Origin of the sequence: Sphingobacterium sp. SRCM116780, from assembly GCF_021442025.1 — a bacterium.
In the GTDB taxonomy this organism is placed as follows: domain Bacteria; phylum Bacteroidota; class Bacteroidia; order Sphingobacteriales; family Sphingobacteriaceae; genus Sphingobacterium.
The window spans coordinates 3433625-3448991 of record NZ_CP090446.1 but is presented as its reverse complement, the minus strand read 5'-3'; the positions used below and the strand labels follow the sequence as shown (position 1 = coordinate 3448991).

Annotated in this window: 14 protein-coding genes; 10 read left to right on the top strand and 4 right to left on the bottom strand. The window is 36.1% G+C overall.

The features are described from left to right. The 10 genes from LZQ00_RS14845 to groL all read left to right on the top strand — a co-directional run bounded on the left by LZQ00_RS14845 (position 1) and on the right by groL (position 9147). Positions 1–396 carry a hypothetical protein gene (locus LZQ00_RS14845; protein WP_234510045.1) on the top strand — a complete coding sequence of 132 codons (396 nt, stop codon included), beginning with the start codon at positions 1–3 and terminating at the stop codon, positions 394–396. Between the two features lie 70 nt (positions 397–466). Further along, a complete protein-coding gene (locus LZQ00_RS14840; protein WP_234510044.1) occupies positions 467–1228 on the top strand; it encodes a hypothetical protein in 762 nt (253 codons plus the stop codon). 135 nt (positions 1229–1363) lie between these two features. After that, positions 1364–2050, top strand: a complete 687-nt coding sequence (locus LZQ00_RS14830) for an OmpA family protein (protein WP_262910913.1) — start codon at positions 1364–1366, stop codon at positions 2048–2050. 153 nt (positions 2051–2203) lie between these two features. Then, complete coding sequence (gene miaB, locus LZQ00_RS14825; protein WP_234510043.1) at positions 2204–3640, top strand: tRNA (N6-isopentenyl adenosine(37)-C2)-methylthiotransferase MiaB; 1437 nt, start codon at positions 2204–2206, stop codon at positions 3638–3640. 36 nt (positions 3641–3676) lie between these two features. Continuing rightward, positions 3677–4951 carry a sigma-54 interaction domain-containing protein gene (locus LZQ00_RS14820; RefSeq protein ID WP_234510042.1) on the top strand — a complete coding sequence of 425 codons (1275 nt, stop codon included), beginning with the start codon at positions 3677–3679 and terminating at the stop codon, positions 4949–4951. Positions 4952–4960: 9 nt separating this feature from the next. Further along, positions 4961–5482: an LptE family protein gene (locus tag LZQ00_RS14815; protein WP_234510041.1), complete on the top strand. Its 522-nt coding sequence runs from the start codon at positions 4961–4963 to the stop codon at positions 5480–5482. A 10-nt stretch (positions 5483–5492) separates the two neighbouring features. Then, positions 5493–6551 carry a tetratricopeptide repeat protein gene (locus LZQ00_RS14810; protein WP_234510040.1) on the top strand — a complete coding sequence of 353 codons (1059 nt, stop codon included), beginning with the start codon at positions 5493–5495 and terminating at the stop codon, positions 6549–6551. A 12-nt stretch (positions 6552–6563) separates the two neighbouring features. Further along, complete coding sequence (secG, locus tag LZQ00_RS14805) at positions 6564–6932, top strand: preprotein translocase subunit SecG (RefSeq protein WP_234510039.1); 369 nt, start codon at positions 6564–6566, stop codon at positions 6930–6932. Positions 6933–7146: 214 nt separating this feature from the next. Then, positions 7147–7422: a co-chaperone GroES gene (gene groES / locus LZQ00_RS14800; protein WP_234510038.1), complete on the top strand. Its 276-nt coding sequence runs from the start codon at positions 7147–7149 to the stop codon at positions 7420–7422. Between the two features lie 90 nt (positions 7423–7512). Next, positions 7513–9147, top strand: a complete 1635-nt coding sequence (gene groL / locus LZQ00_RS14795) for a chaperonin GroEL (RefSeq protein WP_234510037.1) — start codon at positions 7513–7515, stop codon at positions 9145–9147. Positions 9148–9212: 65 nt separating this feature from the next. Here groL and LZQ00_RS14790 read toward each other — a convergent pair whose 3' ends face one another. The 4 genes from LZQ00_RS14790 to LZQ00_RS14775 form a co-directional block, all read right to left on the bottom strand. Beyond that, positions 9213–9584 (bottom strand): hypothetical protein, encoded by a 372-nt coding sequence (locus LZQ00_RS14790; RefSeq protein ID WP_234510036.1) that lies wholly within the window; start codon positions 9582–9584, stop codon positions 9213–9215. 103 nt (positions 9585–9687) lie between these two features. Beyond that, entirely contained in the window at positions 9688–11388 is a 1701-nt protein-coding gene (ggt, locus tag LZQ00_RS14785; protein WP_234510035.1) for a gamma-glutamyltransferase, read from the bottom strand. Positions 11389–11390: 2 nt separating this feature from the next. Beyond that, on the bottom strand, positions 11391–12446 hold the full coding sequence (locus tag LZQ00_RS14780) for a hypothetical protein (RefSeq protein ID WP_234510034.1): 1056 nt from the start codon (positions 12444–12446) through the stop codon (positions 11391–11393). 94 nt (positions 12447–12540) lie between these two features. Then, positions 12541–15348, bottom strand: a complete 2808-nt coding sequence (locus tag LZQ00_RS14775) for a TonB-dependent receptor (RefSeq protein ID WP_234510033.1) — start codon at positions 15346–15348, stop codon at positions 12541–12543. Positions 15349–15367 lie beyond the last annotated feature (19 nt).

The window sequence follows — 15367 nt, the reverse complement described above, 5'->3', positions numbered from 1 at the left end:
ATGGAAATGGAAGAGTTGTTTTCACCTTCTTCAAATGGAGAAGATGAAACACAAAAAGCGAGTCCTTTAAAAAGTTTGAAAATCGACTTGGATTTTTATAGCGAGTCTATTAAAGAAATATCTTTGGAGATTATGGCTGAGGGGTTATCTGCTTATCCAATTTTTATTGCACATCAACATGTTGTCAATGTCGGTGAAGTGATTCTCGATCATGTAGAACTGAAAACGAATTGGAGCATCAATGCTTCTACTTTGGAAGAATTTGTGGAATCTCATATTATTAAGGAAGATAGAAAAGAGGCATTTATCAAAAAATATAAACGTGCACAAGATTATATGTGCTTGTTTGTCGTTGTTCCTGAAGGTGCAAATTTTGTGTTCTATCCTTATAAATAAGGGTATATCGAATAATTTAAACTTTTTTAACAGATGATGTGTCAAAAGTATTATTACTTTTATTTAATATATGTTTAGAAAAATAATTTGTCATATCAGTACACTTAGTCTTTTGTTGCTGTTCTTTTCAGTTACAAATGTTCATGCGCAACAAATGCAAAAGATTTCTGGGATGGTCTTTGAAAAAGGAACTTCTTCGCGTCTTTCTGAAGTCAATGTGAGTAACTTAAGAACTAAAAAATCTGTTGTTTCGAATGGTTTTGGTGTTTTTTTAATTGAAGCCTCCATTGGAGATAGTTTATCTTTTTCTAAAGTTGGTTATTCAGAGGCTAAAACTGTGATAGGAGATTTGAAGGATTTTTATGTGGAGTTACAGCCGGGAATTAAACTGGAAACGGTTCTTGTCGAGCGAAAAACAAAAGAAGCGGAATTAAATGAAGCGATGCGTGATTACGGTAAGAAAGGTGTGTATAACGGAGGTAATAATAAGTTCGGAACTTATTTGGCTAGTCCTGCTACGGCGCTTTATAATCTTTTTGGACGTGAGGCTAAAAATGCAAAAAGATTTAGTCGATTTCTAGATAGTGAGAAAAGGGAGCTTGAGGTTGATAAGGTTTTTTCGAAAGAGGCAGTTGGGAATATTACGAAGCTTACTGATAAGGATTTGGAATCTTTCATGCGCATTTATCGACCTTCATATGATACGATTGAAAATTGGCAACACTATGATTTTCTGGAATATGTGCAACGATCGCTAACAGATTTTAATAAAAATGGCCGGCCTGAGGGTCTTACTCTTCCCGATATTGAAGTAAAAACTCAAGAAAAATAATTCCATAAATTCTCTCGCTAGTCAAGTTTCGACTATATTTTTGTTACTTAAATTATCTTTAATTGCCATTTGTTATTTTTTGGCATTGGGTTTGTTTTAAGTGATGGAGAAATGAAAATATAAAATTAGATAATTATGAAAATGAATAAAAAAATAGCTGTTTTTGGTCTTACAGTGGCTACATCAGCAATGTTATTTGGAAGTTGTTCAACAATTCAAAATACAAACAGTACGACAAAAGGTGGAGTAATTGGTGGTGTTGCTGGTGGTGCTATTGGTGCATTGATTGGGAACAAAGCTGGTAACACAGCTATTGGTGCGATTGCGGGTGCTGCTATCGGTGGTGCTGCAGGGGTATTGATTGGTAAAAAAATGGATAAGCAAGCAGCTGAGATCGCTAGGACTGTTGAAGGTGCTGAGGTGACGAAAGCTGGTGAAGGTATCGTTGTAAAATTTGATTCAGGGATTTTATTTGATTTTAACAAATCAGATTTAAAATCTTCTGCAAGAGATAATATCAAAAACTTGGTAACAACTTTAAACAAAGAACAAGGAACAGAGATTTTAGTAATCGGTCATACCGATAATGTTGGTTCTTTAGATGCCAATCAAAAAGTTTCTGAAAATCGTGCTGCTGCAGTTCGTGCATATGCTGTTTCTCAAGGTTTATCAGCTTCACGTATCAGAACAGAAGGTAGAAATTATTCTGAACCATTAGAAAGTAACGATACGGAGTCAGGTCGTGCTGCTAATCGTCGTGTAGAGATTGTTATCGTAGCAGGTAGCCAAATGAAAAAAGAAGCACAAAGCGAAGTTAAATAAGTAATATAAATTATTCTAAGTTATAGAAAGCGTTGATGAATAGTCAACGCTTTTTTTATTGTATTTTATATTCACATAGATGCAATATTCATATGACAAACTGTCATCAATTCAATATTTATTCATAACTTTGTAGTCTTTGAATTTTGAGCTATGTTAGATTTAACACATACAACTAAGGAACACGACGAATCACGTCAAGGTGAGGCATTATTGATTGAAAATAATGTAGAGAAGGGTAGTAGTCGTAAATTATATATCGAGAGTTATGGTTGCCAAATGAATTTTTCCGATAGTGAGATCGTTGCTTCTATTTTACTAGAAAATGGATTTGAGACAACAAAAAACTATCAAGAAGCAGATGTTGTCTTTATCAATACATGTTCTATTCGTGAGAATGCAGAGCAGCGAGTGCGCAATCGACTGAAAGAATTTGAGTTCGCAAAGAAAAGTAACCCAGGTATGATTGTGGGTGTCTTAGGTTGTATGGCTGAACGATTGAAATCTAAATTTTTGGAAGAAGAAAAGTTAGTGGATGTTGTGGTAGGACCAGATGCATATCGTGATTTACCGAATTTAATCTCTCAAGTAGATGATGGAAATCGATCAGTAAATGTATTGCTTTCTCGTGAAGAAACCTATGCTGATATTAGCCCAGTTCGTTTAAATTCAAATGGTATTACAGCATTTATATCTATCATGCGTGGTTGTGATAATATGTGCTCGTTTTGTGTTGTTCCATTTACACGTGGTAGAGAACGTAGTCGTGACGCTGAATCCATTGTGAAAGAGGCGCAAGATTTATTTAATGCGGGGTACCGAGAGGTTACTTTATTAGGTCAAAATGTAGATTCATATAAATATACGGCTCCTGTAGCAGAAGGAGAATTGGCCAATCAACCAATTAATTTCGCTAATTTGTTAGCATTGGTAGCAGCGGTAAACCCTTTACTTCGAGTTCGATTTTCAACTTCGCATCCGAAAGATATTACGGATGAGGTGTTACACACAATGGCCAATCACGAAAATATCTGTAATTATATTCATTTACCTGTTCAATCAGGTAATTCTAGGGTATTGGAATTGATGAACCGCACCTATGACAGGGACTGGTATATCAATCGTATTGATGCCATTAATCGGATTATACCTGGATGTGGAATCTCAACTGATATCATCACTGGATTTTGTACGGAAACAGAGGAGGAGCATCAAGAAACGTTAAGTATGATGGACTATGTGAAATATGATTATGCATTTATGTTTGCCTACTCAGAGCGTCCAGGTACTTTAGCGGCAAAACGTTATGCCGATGATATTCCAGAAGAGATCAAGAAAAGTCGTTTGACAGAAGTGGTTGCAAAACAAAGAGCACATAGTTTTAACCGTTTGCAGAATTTTGTAGGGAAAAATCAACGTGTGTTGATTGAAGGATTTTCGAAACGTTCAGATAAAGATTTTGCAGGTCGTAATGATCAAAATGCAATGGCTATTTTTCCTGTGGACGGACGTTACCAACCTGGAGATTATGTCACCGTGTTTATCGAGACATGTACTTCAGCAACTTTGTTGGGAAAAATAGTGGGTTAGTTAAGATTGAATACAGGGTCTTTATTAAATTAGGAGATGGATAATCAAGATATTAAGAATCGATTTGGAATAATAGGTAATTCCCCTTTACTGAATAGGGCTATTGATATCGCTCGTCAGGTGGCACCTACAGATATTTCGGTATTGATTCAGGGAGAGAGCGGTAGTGGTAAAGAAGTATTCTCTCATATTATTCACCAGCTGAGCGCGCGTAAACACGGTGCTTTTATTGCCGTTAATTGCGGAGCTATTCCTGAAGGTACAATTGATTCTGAGTTGTTTGGACATGAAAAAGGATCTTTTACCGGGGCACATGAGGCACGGAAAGGGTATTTTGAGGTCGTTGATGGAGGTACTATTTTTTTAGATGAAGTTGGAGAGCTGCCACTAGGTACACAAGCTCGTTTGTTGCGTGTCTTGGAGTCTGGAGAATATATTCGTGTTGGTTCATCAAAAGTACAAAAAACAAATGTTCGTGTTGTAGCAGCAACGAATGTGGATGTTTTCAATGCTGTACACAATGGTAAATTCAGAGAAGATCTGTATTACCGATTGAATACGGTTCCTCTTCGCATTCCTTCTTTACGGGAGCGTCCTGAAGATATTTATTTATTATTTAGAAAATTTGTCGTTGATTTTTCTGACAAATACCGTTCACCAAGTGTACAATTAACAGAAGATGCGCAACAACTACTGAAAACATATGGCTGGCCAGGAAACGTACGGCAGTTGAAAAATATTGCTGAACAGATTGCAGTACTTGAAAAAGAACGAGTAGTTGATGCCCGGATTTTACAAAATTATCTTCCCTCAGAGAGTCGCTCTACTTTACCGGCTGTCATGGCTAACCAGAAAGGGAAAGAAGATTTTTCAGAACGAGATCTTTTGTATAAAGTGCTGTTTGACATGAAAAAGGATATGGTGGATTTAAAAAAACTGGTAGTAGAATTAATTCAAAACGGAGTGAACGCTTCGACTTTTGATCAGAACTCACCTTATATAAATCGCTTATATCAAGATGTACAACCTAGTGCAGATCACCTTCAAGAACAATTTCCTGTTGCACAAACATTGACTATCCATCAGCCAAATGTATTGAAAAGCAATGGCTCACAGGATGAATATTTAAACTACGATACACAAGATGCAGAAGAGGTGGAAGAATCCTTATCTTTAACAGAAAAAGAATCTGATTTAATTAAAAAGGCTTTGAAAAAACATCGTGGTAAACGGAAAGCTGCGGCACAAGAGCTCGGTATTTCGGAAAGAACTTTGTATAGAAAAATTAAAGACTTAAATTTAGATTTATAAATCTTGGATATGAATAAAGTTAAATCAAGCTTATTACCCGTTTTTATGACGATGATCTTGTTGCTTTCAGTAACAAGTTGTGGTGTAAAATATGGCTTTACAGGAGGATCTATTCCTGAAGGAATGAAAACGGTAAGTGTGCTCTATTTTGAAAATATTGCTTCAATGGTTTATCCTACCTTAAGTCAAAACTTTACGGAAGCTTTGAAGCAGCGTATTCGTAATCAATCTCGATTAAGTCAGGTAAATGATAATGCAGATGCTACTTTTGAAGGTTTTATCACCGATTATTCAATTACTCCAGCTGCAGTAGAAGCAGGTACAGATCGTGCAGCTTTAAATCGCTTGTCTATTACAATTAAAGTGAATTATCATAATAAGATTGTTGAAAAGGATAATTTCGAACAAGCTTTTACAAGATTTAAGGATTTTTCAGGTCAATTGCAAGCAGCACAAGAGGAGACTTTGAATAGAGAAATTATTCAGATGTTGACTGAAGATGTTTACAATAAGGCATTTGCGAATTGGTAGTAGAACAATGATGGAAAATAAACGAAATTTAGACGATACCAACTTGTTTCATCAAGCGATCAATAACCCTTTGTCCGTTTCGGAATCTGAATTGTTGTCCTTGATTACGAAATTTCCTTATGTGCAATCACTTCGTTTTGCTTATGAACGCCATCTTTATTTGACGGATCAAAAAGTGCATCATATTTCTTCAACGTTACTCTATGCCGCTAATCCAAATTGGTTGTATGAATATTTACATAAAGCAATTCCTGTTGATGAAGACTCGGAGAAAGTAGTTTCAGGTAGTTATGTTTCCGATGAAGATATAAACAGTGAGCAGATTGATGAAATTCAAGTAGTAGCTGAGGATAATGTGGATATTGAAAAAGAAGAATTAAATGCTTTAATTGAATCCAATGTCGCGTATGATTTCTTTCGATTAGAAAAAGAATCTCCATCAATAAACGAATCTATTGAGGAGCCGACAATACTAGAGGTACCAATCGATACGGTAACGTTAAACGAGAAAGGAAAGGGAGAGGAGCGTATTAGTATTTATGATGATGAGTTAATGCCTTATAGCTTTCTGTGGTGGTTGCATAAAACGCGATTAGAACATGCGGAAACTTATCAACCATTTGTGAAGGCTCCAGTCTATCGACCTGAAGTTGCTGATCAAGACATCAATCGTTTTAAACAAAATATTGATGCACAGGTCTTAGATCAGCAAATTAGAGAAAATATTTTTCATCTTCAACCTCCAGAAGCAAAGTTAAGTGATGAATATAAGCATACAGTACCTTTTCAAGTAGAAAAGAAAAATACAGATCACTTGATTGAGAAGTTTATCAAAGAAGATCCGCAGATAAAACCACCAGCAGCTGATAAAATAAATATAGAGAATAAAGCTAGAAAAAGTTCGGAAGATCAGTATTCACTAGTAACGGAAACTTTAGCGAGAATTTATATCGAACAGGGATTATATCCTAAAGCGATAGAGGTTTACAAAAAATTAGTTTTGAAATATCCAGAAAAAAATGCGTACTTTGCGTCGGAAATTTTAAATTTAGAAAAGAAATTAACTTAATTCATATAAAAAATGCAAGGACTATTAATTGCTCTTATAATTTTGGCAAGTATTTTATTATCATTCTTAGTTTTAATACAGAATCCAAAAGGAGGAGGTTTATCATCAGGATTTGCTGGTGGAACCAATATTATGGGTGTAAAACGCACAGGTGACTTTTTAGAAAAAGGTTCTTGGGGGTTAGTGATTGCGATCATGATTTTCTGTCTAGCTTTCAATATCGTTACTCCAACGACAACTGCTACAGTAGGTGGTGGTTTGGGGAATCAAATTGAAGCTCCTGCGCAATCAAATCCATTGAATTTGAATAATACAAAACAACCTTCTGCACCAGCTCAACAAGCGCCAGTACAGAAACCAGTTGCAGATTCGACGAAATAACTCTATTTATAGAAATTGAAAGCCTTCGAGAAATCGGAGGCTTTTTTTATGCTGTCAGTTTTGTGAAGTGACAGGCTGACAGCGAAGAAGACTGAAAGCTGTCAAAGGATTCCATTTGAATGAAAATTTGTCTCAAAAGGTTATTCTTGGGGCTTTGGCATAATTGCTGATAAAGTTTAACTGTAATTTTAAATAAACTAAAATAAGATATATTATGGCATTAAGTATTAAACCTATCGGTGACAGAGTAGTAGTTGAAGCTGCTCCAGCAGAAGAAAAAACGGCTTCAGGATTATACATCCCTGATACAGCTAAAGAAAAACCATCTCAAGGAAAAGTTGTAGCAGTTGGAACAGGTAAAGTTGATGAACCTTTAACTGTTCAAGTTGGTGATAATGTTTTATATGGTAAATATGCTGGAACTGAAATTACGGTTGAAGGTAAAGAGTATTTAATCATGCGTGAAGCAGATATCTACGCGGTTATTTAATTAAAAAGGTAAAATTTATAAGTGAAAAATTGCGTTGAAGAACAGAATGATTAACAATTCTTAGATACGCAATACTTAAATATTAGAAAAATGGCAAAACAGGTAAAATATAACGTTGAAGCACGTGAAGCACTTAAAAAAGGTGTTGACACATTAGCAAATGCAGTAAAGGTAACTTTAGGTCCTAAAGGACGTAATGTAATCATTGAGAAAAAATTCGGTTCACCAGTAATCACGAAAGATGGTGTTACTGTAGCAAAGGAAATCGAATTGAAAGATGCTTTAGAAAACATGGGCGCTCAAATGGTGAAAGAAGTAGCATCAAAAACTGCTGATCAAGCTGGTGACGGTACAACTACTGCAACGGTTTTGGCTCAAGCTATTGTAGCTCCAGGTATTAAATCTGTAGCAGCGGGTGCTAATCCGATGGATTTGAAACGTGGTATTGATAAAGCGGTAGCTGCAGTTGTTGCTAACCTAAAATCACAATCCCAAACTGTTGGTCAAGACAATAACAAAATCAAACAAGTCGCATCAATTTCTGCAAATAATGACGAAGTTATCGGAGCTTTAATTGCACAAGCAATGGAGAAAGTTGGTAATGACGGTGTGATTACTGTAGAAGAGGCAAAAGGTACTGAAACTGAAGTTAAAACAGTAGAAGGTATGCAGTTTGACCGTGGTTACTTATCGCCATATTTCGTAACAAACTCAGATAAAATGGAAGCGGAATTAGAAAACCCTTACATTTTAATCTACGATAAAAAAATCAGTAACATGAAAGAATTGTTGCCGATTTTAGAAAAACAAGTACAAACAGGTAAACCATTATTAATCATTGCTGAAGATTTAGACGGAGAAGCATTAGCGACATTGGTTGTTAATAAAATTCGTGGTTCACTGAAAGTTGCTGCTGTTAAGGCTCCAGGTTTCGGAGATCGTCGTAAAGCAATGTTAGAAGATATCGCGATCTTAACTGGTGGTACTGTTATCTCGGAAGAAAGAGGCTTCAAATTAGAGAATGCTGATTTATCTTACTTAGGTCAAGCTGAGAAAGTTGTCGTTGATAAAGATAACACAACAATTATCAATGGTGCTGGTAATGCAGATGATATTAAATCTCGTGTTGCTCAAATCCGTTCTCAAATCGAAACAACAACTTCAGATTACGATCGCGAGAAGTTACAAGAGCGTTTGGCTAAATTATCAGGTGGTGTTGCTGTTCTTTACGTAGGTGCAACTACTGAAGTAGAGATGAAAGAGAAAAAAGACCGCGTTGATGATGCTTTACATGCAACTCGTGCAGCTGTAGAAGAAGGTATCGTTGCTGGTGGTGGTGTTGCTTTCATTCGTGCTACAGAATCTTTAAAAGGATTAAAAGGTGCTAACGAAGATGAAACAATTGGTATTGACATTATCAGACGTGCAATCGAGGAGCCTTTACGTCAAATCTGTTTCAATGCAGGTATCGAAGGTGCTGTTATCGTTCAAAAAGTAAAAGAAGGTACTGGTGATTTTGGTTACAATGCACGTACAGATGTATTTGAAAACTTAATTGGTGCTGGTGTAATCGATCCAACTAAAGTTTCTCGTATAGCATTAGAAAATGCTGCTTCTATCGCATCAATGTTATTGACTACAGAATGTGTATTGGCAGATGAGCCAGAAGAAAATACTGGTGCTGGTGCTCCTCCAATGGGCGGTGGCATGGGTGGAATGATGTAAGATCGTTCTTCTTAATATATAAAAAAGGGTCATTACAATTTTGTAATGACCCTTTTTTATTATGATTAGTGACGATGTCTATATTTTTCGTAATAGCGATCGTAATCTGATGGTACATAGTTTCTTTTTATTCCCCATTCCTGCAGTTCATTGTTAAAGAAGTATAACCAATATTGTCTAAATCCTGCAGTAGAGTCTGCTGAATTTTCAAGTTGAGGAGTGCCATATTCGTAAATTTCTAAGATGCCATCCTGATATTTTTTTGAAGCGACAATAGCGTCGGGTTTTCCTAACTGTTGCACAACCTTCTCTTTGGTCATCCCAACCTGAATTTTCGTAAAATCGGGACCTTTTAACATTTTGCAGCTCACAAATAAAATCAGAGAAAGCATGATGATTAATGTTCCTTTAAATGGGAAATTGTATTTTTCAATCATAAAAAAGTATGTATTATATAAAATTAATAAGTGTTAGAAAGTTTAATCGTAAAAAAATTTAATCTGTGCTTTGCATTTGAAAAATTTATCATTCTGATCAGTACTAAAAGCCTGCGGCAGTATCATCGCCTCTAGGATCAGCCCCTGTTTGAAGTTTTCCGTTTGGCAACATAATGATGTTTTCAACTCTTCCAATATTACCTCTTGGAGAGATTTTGTATCCTGTGTTTTCTAAACTTTTCCTTACTTGAGGAGCTATTGCTTTTTCTTCCACATCGATTTGATCTGGAAGCCATTGGTGATGGAAGCGAGATGCAGTTACGGATTGTTGTGCATCTTGATTGAAATCAATGACATTGATGATGGTTTGAAAAACGGATGTAATAATAGTTGACCCTCCTGGTGTTCCGACTACCATTCGTAGTTTTCCATCTTTCTCCACAATGGTGGGAGTCATGGAGCTTAACATCCGTTTATGTGGTGCTATCGCATTGGCTTTTCCTCCCACAAGGCCATAAATGTTAGGTACACCTGGTTTGACAGAGAAATCATCCATCTCATCATTTAATATGAAGCCCGCTCCAGTGACAAAGACACGTGAGCCATAGGTGTTGTTCAACGTTGTGGTGATTGAAACAGCATTTCCTTCCGTATCTACGATATTGAAATGTGTTGTTTCTTCCGATTCATATCCAGGGAATTTGGCTGCCTTTACTTCGGTACTAGGAGTTGCTTTCATTAGATTAACAGTTTTTAGCCTATTGCTGTTGAAAATAGAATCTGTTAACTCCTTTACAGGTACATTAATAAAATCTGGATCTCCCAAATATTGCGCTCGATCTGCATACACTCTGCGTTCCGCTTCTACCATCACTCGGATAGTAGAATCACTTTGGAATCCCCATTGTGTTAATGGGTATTGCGCTATAGATTGTAACAAGGCTACTAGAGCTGGTCCGCCACTGGAAGGAGGAGCCATGCAAATAATTTTATTTCCACGATAATATCCTGTAACAGGTTGACGCCATATCGCTCGGTAATTTTCAAGATCACTATAACTCATGATACCGTTGGCACTTTTCATTTCTTTGACAATCAAGTCAGCTGTGGTTCCTTTATAGAATCCATCACGGCCCTGTTCCGCAATTCGTTGAATGGTGTTGGCTAATGCTGGTTGTTGAAATAAATCATCTTTTTTCCAAGCTTCCGCTTTCAGTATGGGAGCTCCATTTGGATTATATTTTTTAAAACTTTCTTTATAATAGTTGAATTCTTCTGCCTGTTTAGCTGTAATCGGAAATCCTTTTTCAGCCAAAAGAATAGCTGGATTTAATAAGGTTTTCCAGGCTAATTTACCATATTTTTTATGAGCTTCTACCATTCCCGCGACTGATCCTGGGACCCCTGCTGATAAATGACCATAAACACTTAAGTCTTCAATAACATTACCTTTTTCATCCAGATACATATCAGCATGACCCTTTTCTGGTGCTTTTTCCCTAAAATCTAACGCGTTTATTTCTCCTTTATGGCTACGATAAACCATAAATCCTCCCCCTCCAATATTTCCAGCATTGGGATATACCACTGCTAATGCAAATTGTACTGCTACAGCAGCATCAATAGCATTTCCACCCATTTTTAAGATATCTACCCCTACTTTTGATGCTAATGGATGTGCAGTGACAACTGCTGCTTGGTCAAATGTTTCTGGTTTTTTATTTAAGTTGTGTGATACACTGCAGGACTGAATTACTACAGCAGCACTTACTAATAATATATTTAATCTACTTGATCTTTTCATATCTAATCGGTTACGGGTTGTATTTTTTCAAAATTTCCATCTAAGTGGTCAATTTTTATTTTATATTTTCTAACATTTGCAGGTCCTGATCCCATTCCAACACCTATCATTCCTCCTCCAAATCCTGAACCAACTGATGCAGAGACGAAGATATTGGCACTATTTTCAGTCGCTAAGCCGTAAAAATAGTATTCATCGTTTTCCATGACTAGTGGATAGTAGCCGTAGGTAGTGGAGATAAAGGTTTCGTCATTATCCACCACAGCATAGATCTGCGAATCTTTTAATTTTACTTTTTTTCCTTTTTCATTCGTATAATAATAGTACTTAATTCTTCTTTTTTTATCTTTTTCATCTAGAAGAGGATAATCTGGTTTTTGAAATTTGAGACTTTCATAACTCATATAGATACCGTCTACAAGATGTTCTGCAGAGTATAAGGGTAATTGTTCCTTCTCTTTGTAATCGATGTTCTGAAGATCCTGAATTGTCAAAACCTCAGATCCGATCGTCGGTGTTTTCAGGTTTGCACGAATGAATGTATCTATAATTAAGCTTCCTTTTTTTAATAATTTATTGGAAACATCTATTCCTGAAACTTGAAAGCTGCTATCGATGCGACTAATTGGGTGATATTGGTTTCCTTTTTTTTGATAGAGATTGGCTCGGAAATCAAAAAAACCTTTTTCTTTGAATCCGCCACCTATTTCGGAAAATGATAGTCTACGAATCTGCAAGAGCAAAGTGTCTTTTTGGGTACTTTCAAGGGTAATGATTTCTAAGTAGTTTTGTATTTGAGCTTCAAGAGAAGGGTTAGCAATAACTTTGGCAGACTGGCCGAAAAAGCCTTTATTGATGATTCCATAATGGGTGGTGTCTTTTCTAGAATCCAGTACGTATATTTTTTGAAATAGACTTTGCATTACCAGGTCTTTGGGATCATATTGAAATTTGAATTCTTTGTCTCTGTCTTGTGCAGACGCGTGTGCTAGTCCAATAAGTAAGATGAAAAATAACACATAGTGATTCTTTTTATGTAGGTATTTCGTAAAATTCATTTTCAAAGGGTATTAATTTCTAAGTTAAAGGTAAACAAATAAAAAGGCTGTATCAAGCATCTTGATACAGCCTTTCATTAATCCTTATCCAGGATTAAAGTGTTAAAGCTAATTTGGTAAATATATAACGACCATTGTTGCCGAATTGTTGCCCTGTTCTGGAATAAATAAAATATCCAGCACCTCTAAGGCCAGAACCTTCTCTTGTTTCGTCAGGATAAATATCTAAAAGATTATTGACACCTAAAGTGAAGCGTAGACTTTTAGCAATATTGTAACTAACACTTAGGTCGGTAATTATTTTTCCTTTAAAAGTTTGATAATCTGCTACAGTATTGGTGGCCCCATCAACATCTCCAAAATAGACGTTACGTAAAAATACATTGAACTTATCCAAACTATAGTTCAATGTAAAATTTACTTTTGTCCGCGGTACTGCTGATTCTAAATAGATGCGAGATTGATTATCAAAATAGGTGCTTTCTTTACCAACGAGTTGTTCTGAAGCGTGAATATCACCGATAATACTTGTTTTGACAAAAGTACCAGAAAGATCAGTTCGTAATTTACCTTTGCCTATATTTTCATTATAAGTAAGTACGACATCTATACCTTTGGTCTCTGTATCTATTGCATTGGCAAAGAAGCGAGCTGATGTAGCATTCGATTGTGCTAATAGATCATAAATTTCTTTGTCTTGATCCGTCGCATTTGCTGCATTACTTCCTGTAAATGTTCCTGTATAGATAATTCTGTTATCTATAGCGATGAAATATCCATCTACAGTGGCTTTGAATTTTCCATAATTAGCGGTAAATCCAGCACTATAAGAGCGAGAAGTCTCTTGCTTTAGTGAAGGAATACCTAATAACTGTGCAGGACGACTATCGTTCGTGAAAGTTCCAGAGTTCGTGATAACACCTTCGTTGAATAAGCTGGACGTTGCATTGAAATAACGTTGGTGTAATGAAGGAGCTCTAAACCCTGTACTAGCAGCTGCGCGTAGCGTAAAGATATCATCAATTTTATAGCGTGTTCCTAATTTCCAGTTTAATGTCGACCCGAAATCAGAATAATTCTCAAAACGTAGTGCTCCAGTTAACAACCAGTCGGAAGTAATATTTGCTTCTACATCAGTATAAGCTCCTACCGAAGAACGAGTTTCGTTGACTTCATTGTCAGGTCTAAATCCTGGGAACGCTTGGGCTCCAGATGCGTAAGCTTTACCATTTTGGGCAAATAGTGTTTGTACATTTCCTTGAATATTAGGAATTAAAATTGGATTCCCATTTCCATCAGTACCAATTTTTACGGCTTTTCCATAATCTGCATAGGATGATTCTTCCCCAGCGACTATCTGGTAGTTTTCATAACGATGTTCAAATCCAAAAGCAACATTTATTCCAGCTAATGGCTCATCGAAGAATTTAGTAAAGTCTAAATTACTTGTATTTTGAATAAAACGATAACCACCATCATCAAATGTAGTAGGAGAGGCCTTTAATAAACTTGCGTTTAAAGAATTTTGTGTTTGAAAATCAATTTTATTCGACCCATACGCATTTGATAAATCTACTTTCCATCCCGAAAATTCTGATTTTATTCCAGCAGCTAAAGATTTGTCATAATTATCGGTGACGATTAATGGTAAAAATCCGTCTGGATATATTTCACTAATATTTTGAGTGATTTGTGACGGCTGTCTACGGAATGCTGCTGAAGTACCTTTTCTATAATTTAATCCTCCGAATGAGTAAAATTCTGAATGCTCTGATAAAGGTATTTTTGAATTGAAAAATAAAGCTCCACCTTTTGTTTCAGCTTGACCGATTCTTGAAACATAATCAGCACGAGTTTTACCTTGTCTTACGAGTTCATCGTCAGTGATATCTACACCTGTTGGATTAGGATATAAGCTTGGGTTGTTGTAATCGGAAAAAATAGTTCCGGTGAATTCTTTTTGTCTATTTGTTGGTTGACGGTAATCGTATGAACCAGATAGATTGATAAATCCGCCATTTTTAGTTATCGGAATACCATAATTGACATTCGCTTGTACACTTTGGCCGTCATAATTATTCTCTGCGTTTTTGGACAAATAACCACCATAAGTAACCGAAGCACGTAATTCATCGACATTATCTTCAATGACTATATTAATAACACCAGCTATGGCATCAGATCCATATTGCGCAGCGGCACCATCCCGCAGGATTTCTACTCGTTTGATCGCAGACGTTGGTATTGCATTTAAATCCGTACCTACGGACCCTTTTCCGAATGATCCATTTATATTAACTAAAGAAGTCGTGTGGCGACGTTTTCCATTAACAAGGACCAACACTTGATCTGGGCCTAATCCTCTTAGTGACGCTGGGTCAATATGATCAGTACCATCAGATATTGTTTGTGTATTGGAGTTGAAAGATGGCGCTACGTAATTTAAAATTTGATTTAACGAAACTTGACCCACGTCCTTTGTTAATCCTTTGATGTCAATAACATCTACAGGAGCCACTGTCTGTAGATTTGATCTTCCTTGAGCTCTTGAACCAATAACGACAACTTCGTCTAATGAAACGTTGGAGAGGTCAAAATTGATCAAACCTTCGACACCTTGAGAAATTGTAATTTCTTTTGTTTGAGTAGTAAATCCTACATGGGATACCACTAACTTATTGATTCCGGATGACGCTGGAATATTGTAACTACCATCCTCTAAAGATTTAGTAGATGTATTATTACTCGTATTTTTAATGGTAACACTGCTTAATGGTAAACCATTATTGCTGATTTTACCTTTAATTACCTCTTGAGAGAAGGAATAAAGGCTAGTTACCGTTAAGGCACTTGTTAATAAAGTAGTATATAGGGTTGATCTCTGTGTATAATTTTTATCCATAAATTTTATATATTAAGCT

Coding starts and splice junctions, on each gene's coding strand:
- ggt (WP_234510035.1), bottom strand. CDS start 11,388: ATGAAAAGATCAAGTAGATTAAATATATTATTAGTAAGTGCTGCTGTA.
- LZQ00_RS14810 (WP_234510040.1), top strand. CDS start 5,493: ATGGAAAATAAACGAAATTTAGACGATACCAACTTGTTTCATCAAGCG.
- miaB (WP_234510043.1), top strand. CDS start 2,204: ATGTTAGATTTAACACATACAACTAAGGAACACGACGAATCACGTCAA.
- LZQ00_RS14840 (WP_234510044.1), top strand. CDS start 467: ATGTTTAGAAAAATAATTTGTCATATCAGTACACTTAGTCTTTTGTTG.
- LZQ00_RS14780 (WP_234510034.1), bottom strand. CDS start 12,446: ATGAATTTTACGAAATACCTACATAAAAAGAATCACTATGTGTTATTT.
- groES (WP_234510038.1), top strand. CDS start 7,147: ATGGCATTAAGTATTAAACCTATCGGTGACAGAGTAGTAGTTGAAGCT.
- LZQ00_RS14820 (WP_234510042.1), top strand. CDS start 3,677: ATGGATAATCAAGATATTAAGAATCGATTTGGAATAATAGGTAATTCC.
- LZQ00_RS14845 (WP_234510045.1), top strand. CDS start 1: ATGGAAATGGAAGAGTTGTTTTCACCTTCTTCAAATGGAGAAGATGAA.
- LZQ00_RS14775 (WP_234510033.1), bottom strand. CDS start 15,348: ATGGATAAAAATTATACACAGAGATCAACCCTATATACTACTTTATTA.
- LZQ00_RS14815 (WP_234510041.1), top strand. CDS start 4,961: ATGAATAAAGTTAAATCAAGCTTATTACCCGTTTTTATGACGATGATC.
- LZQ00_RS14790 (WP_234510036.1), bottom strand. CDS start 9,584: ATGATTGAAAAATACAATTTCCCATTTAAAGGAACATTAATCATCATG.
- secG (WP_234510039.1), top strand. CDS start 6,564: ATGCAAGGACTATTAATTGCTCTTATAATTTTGGCAAGTATTTTATTA.
- groL (WP_234510037.1), top strand. CDS start 7,513: ATGGCAAAACAGGTAAAATATAACGTTGAAGCACGTGAAGCACTTAAA.
- LZQ00_RS14830 (WP_262910913.1), top strand. CDS start 1,364: ATGAAAATGAATAAAAAAATAGCTGTTTTTGGTCTTACAGTGGCTACA.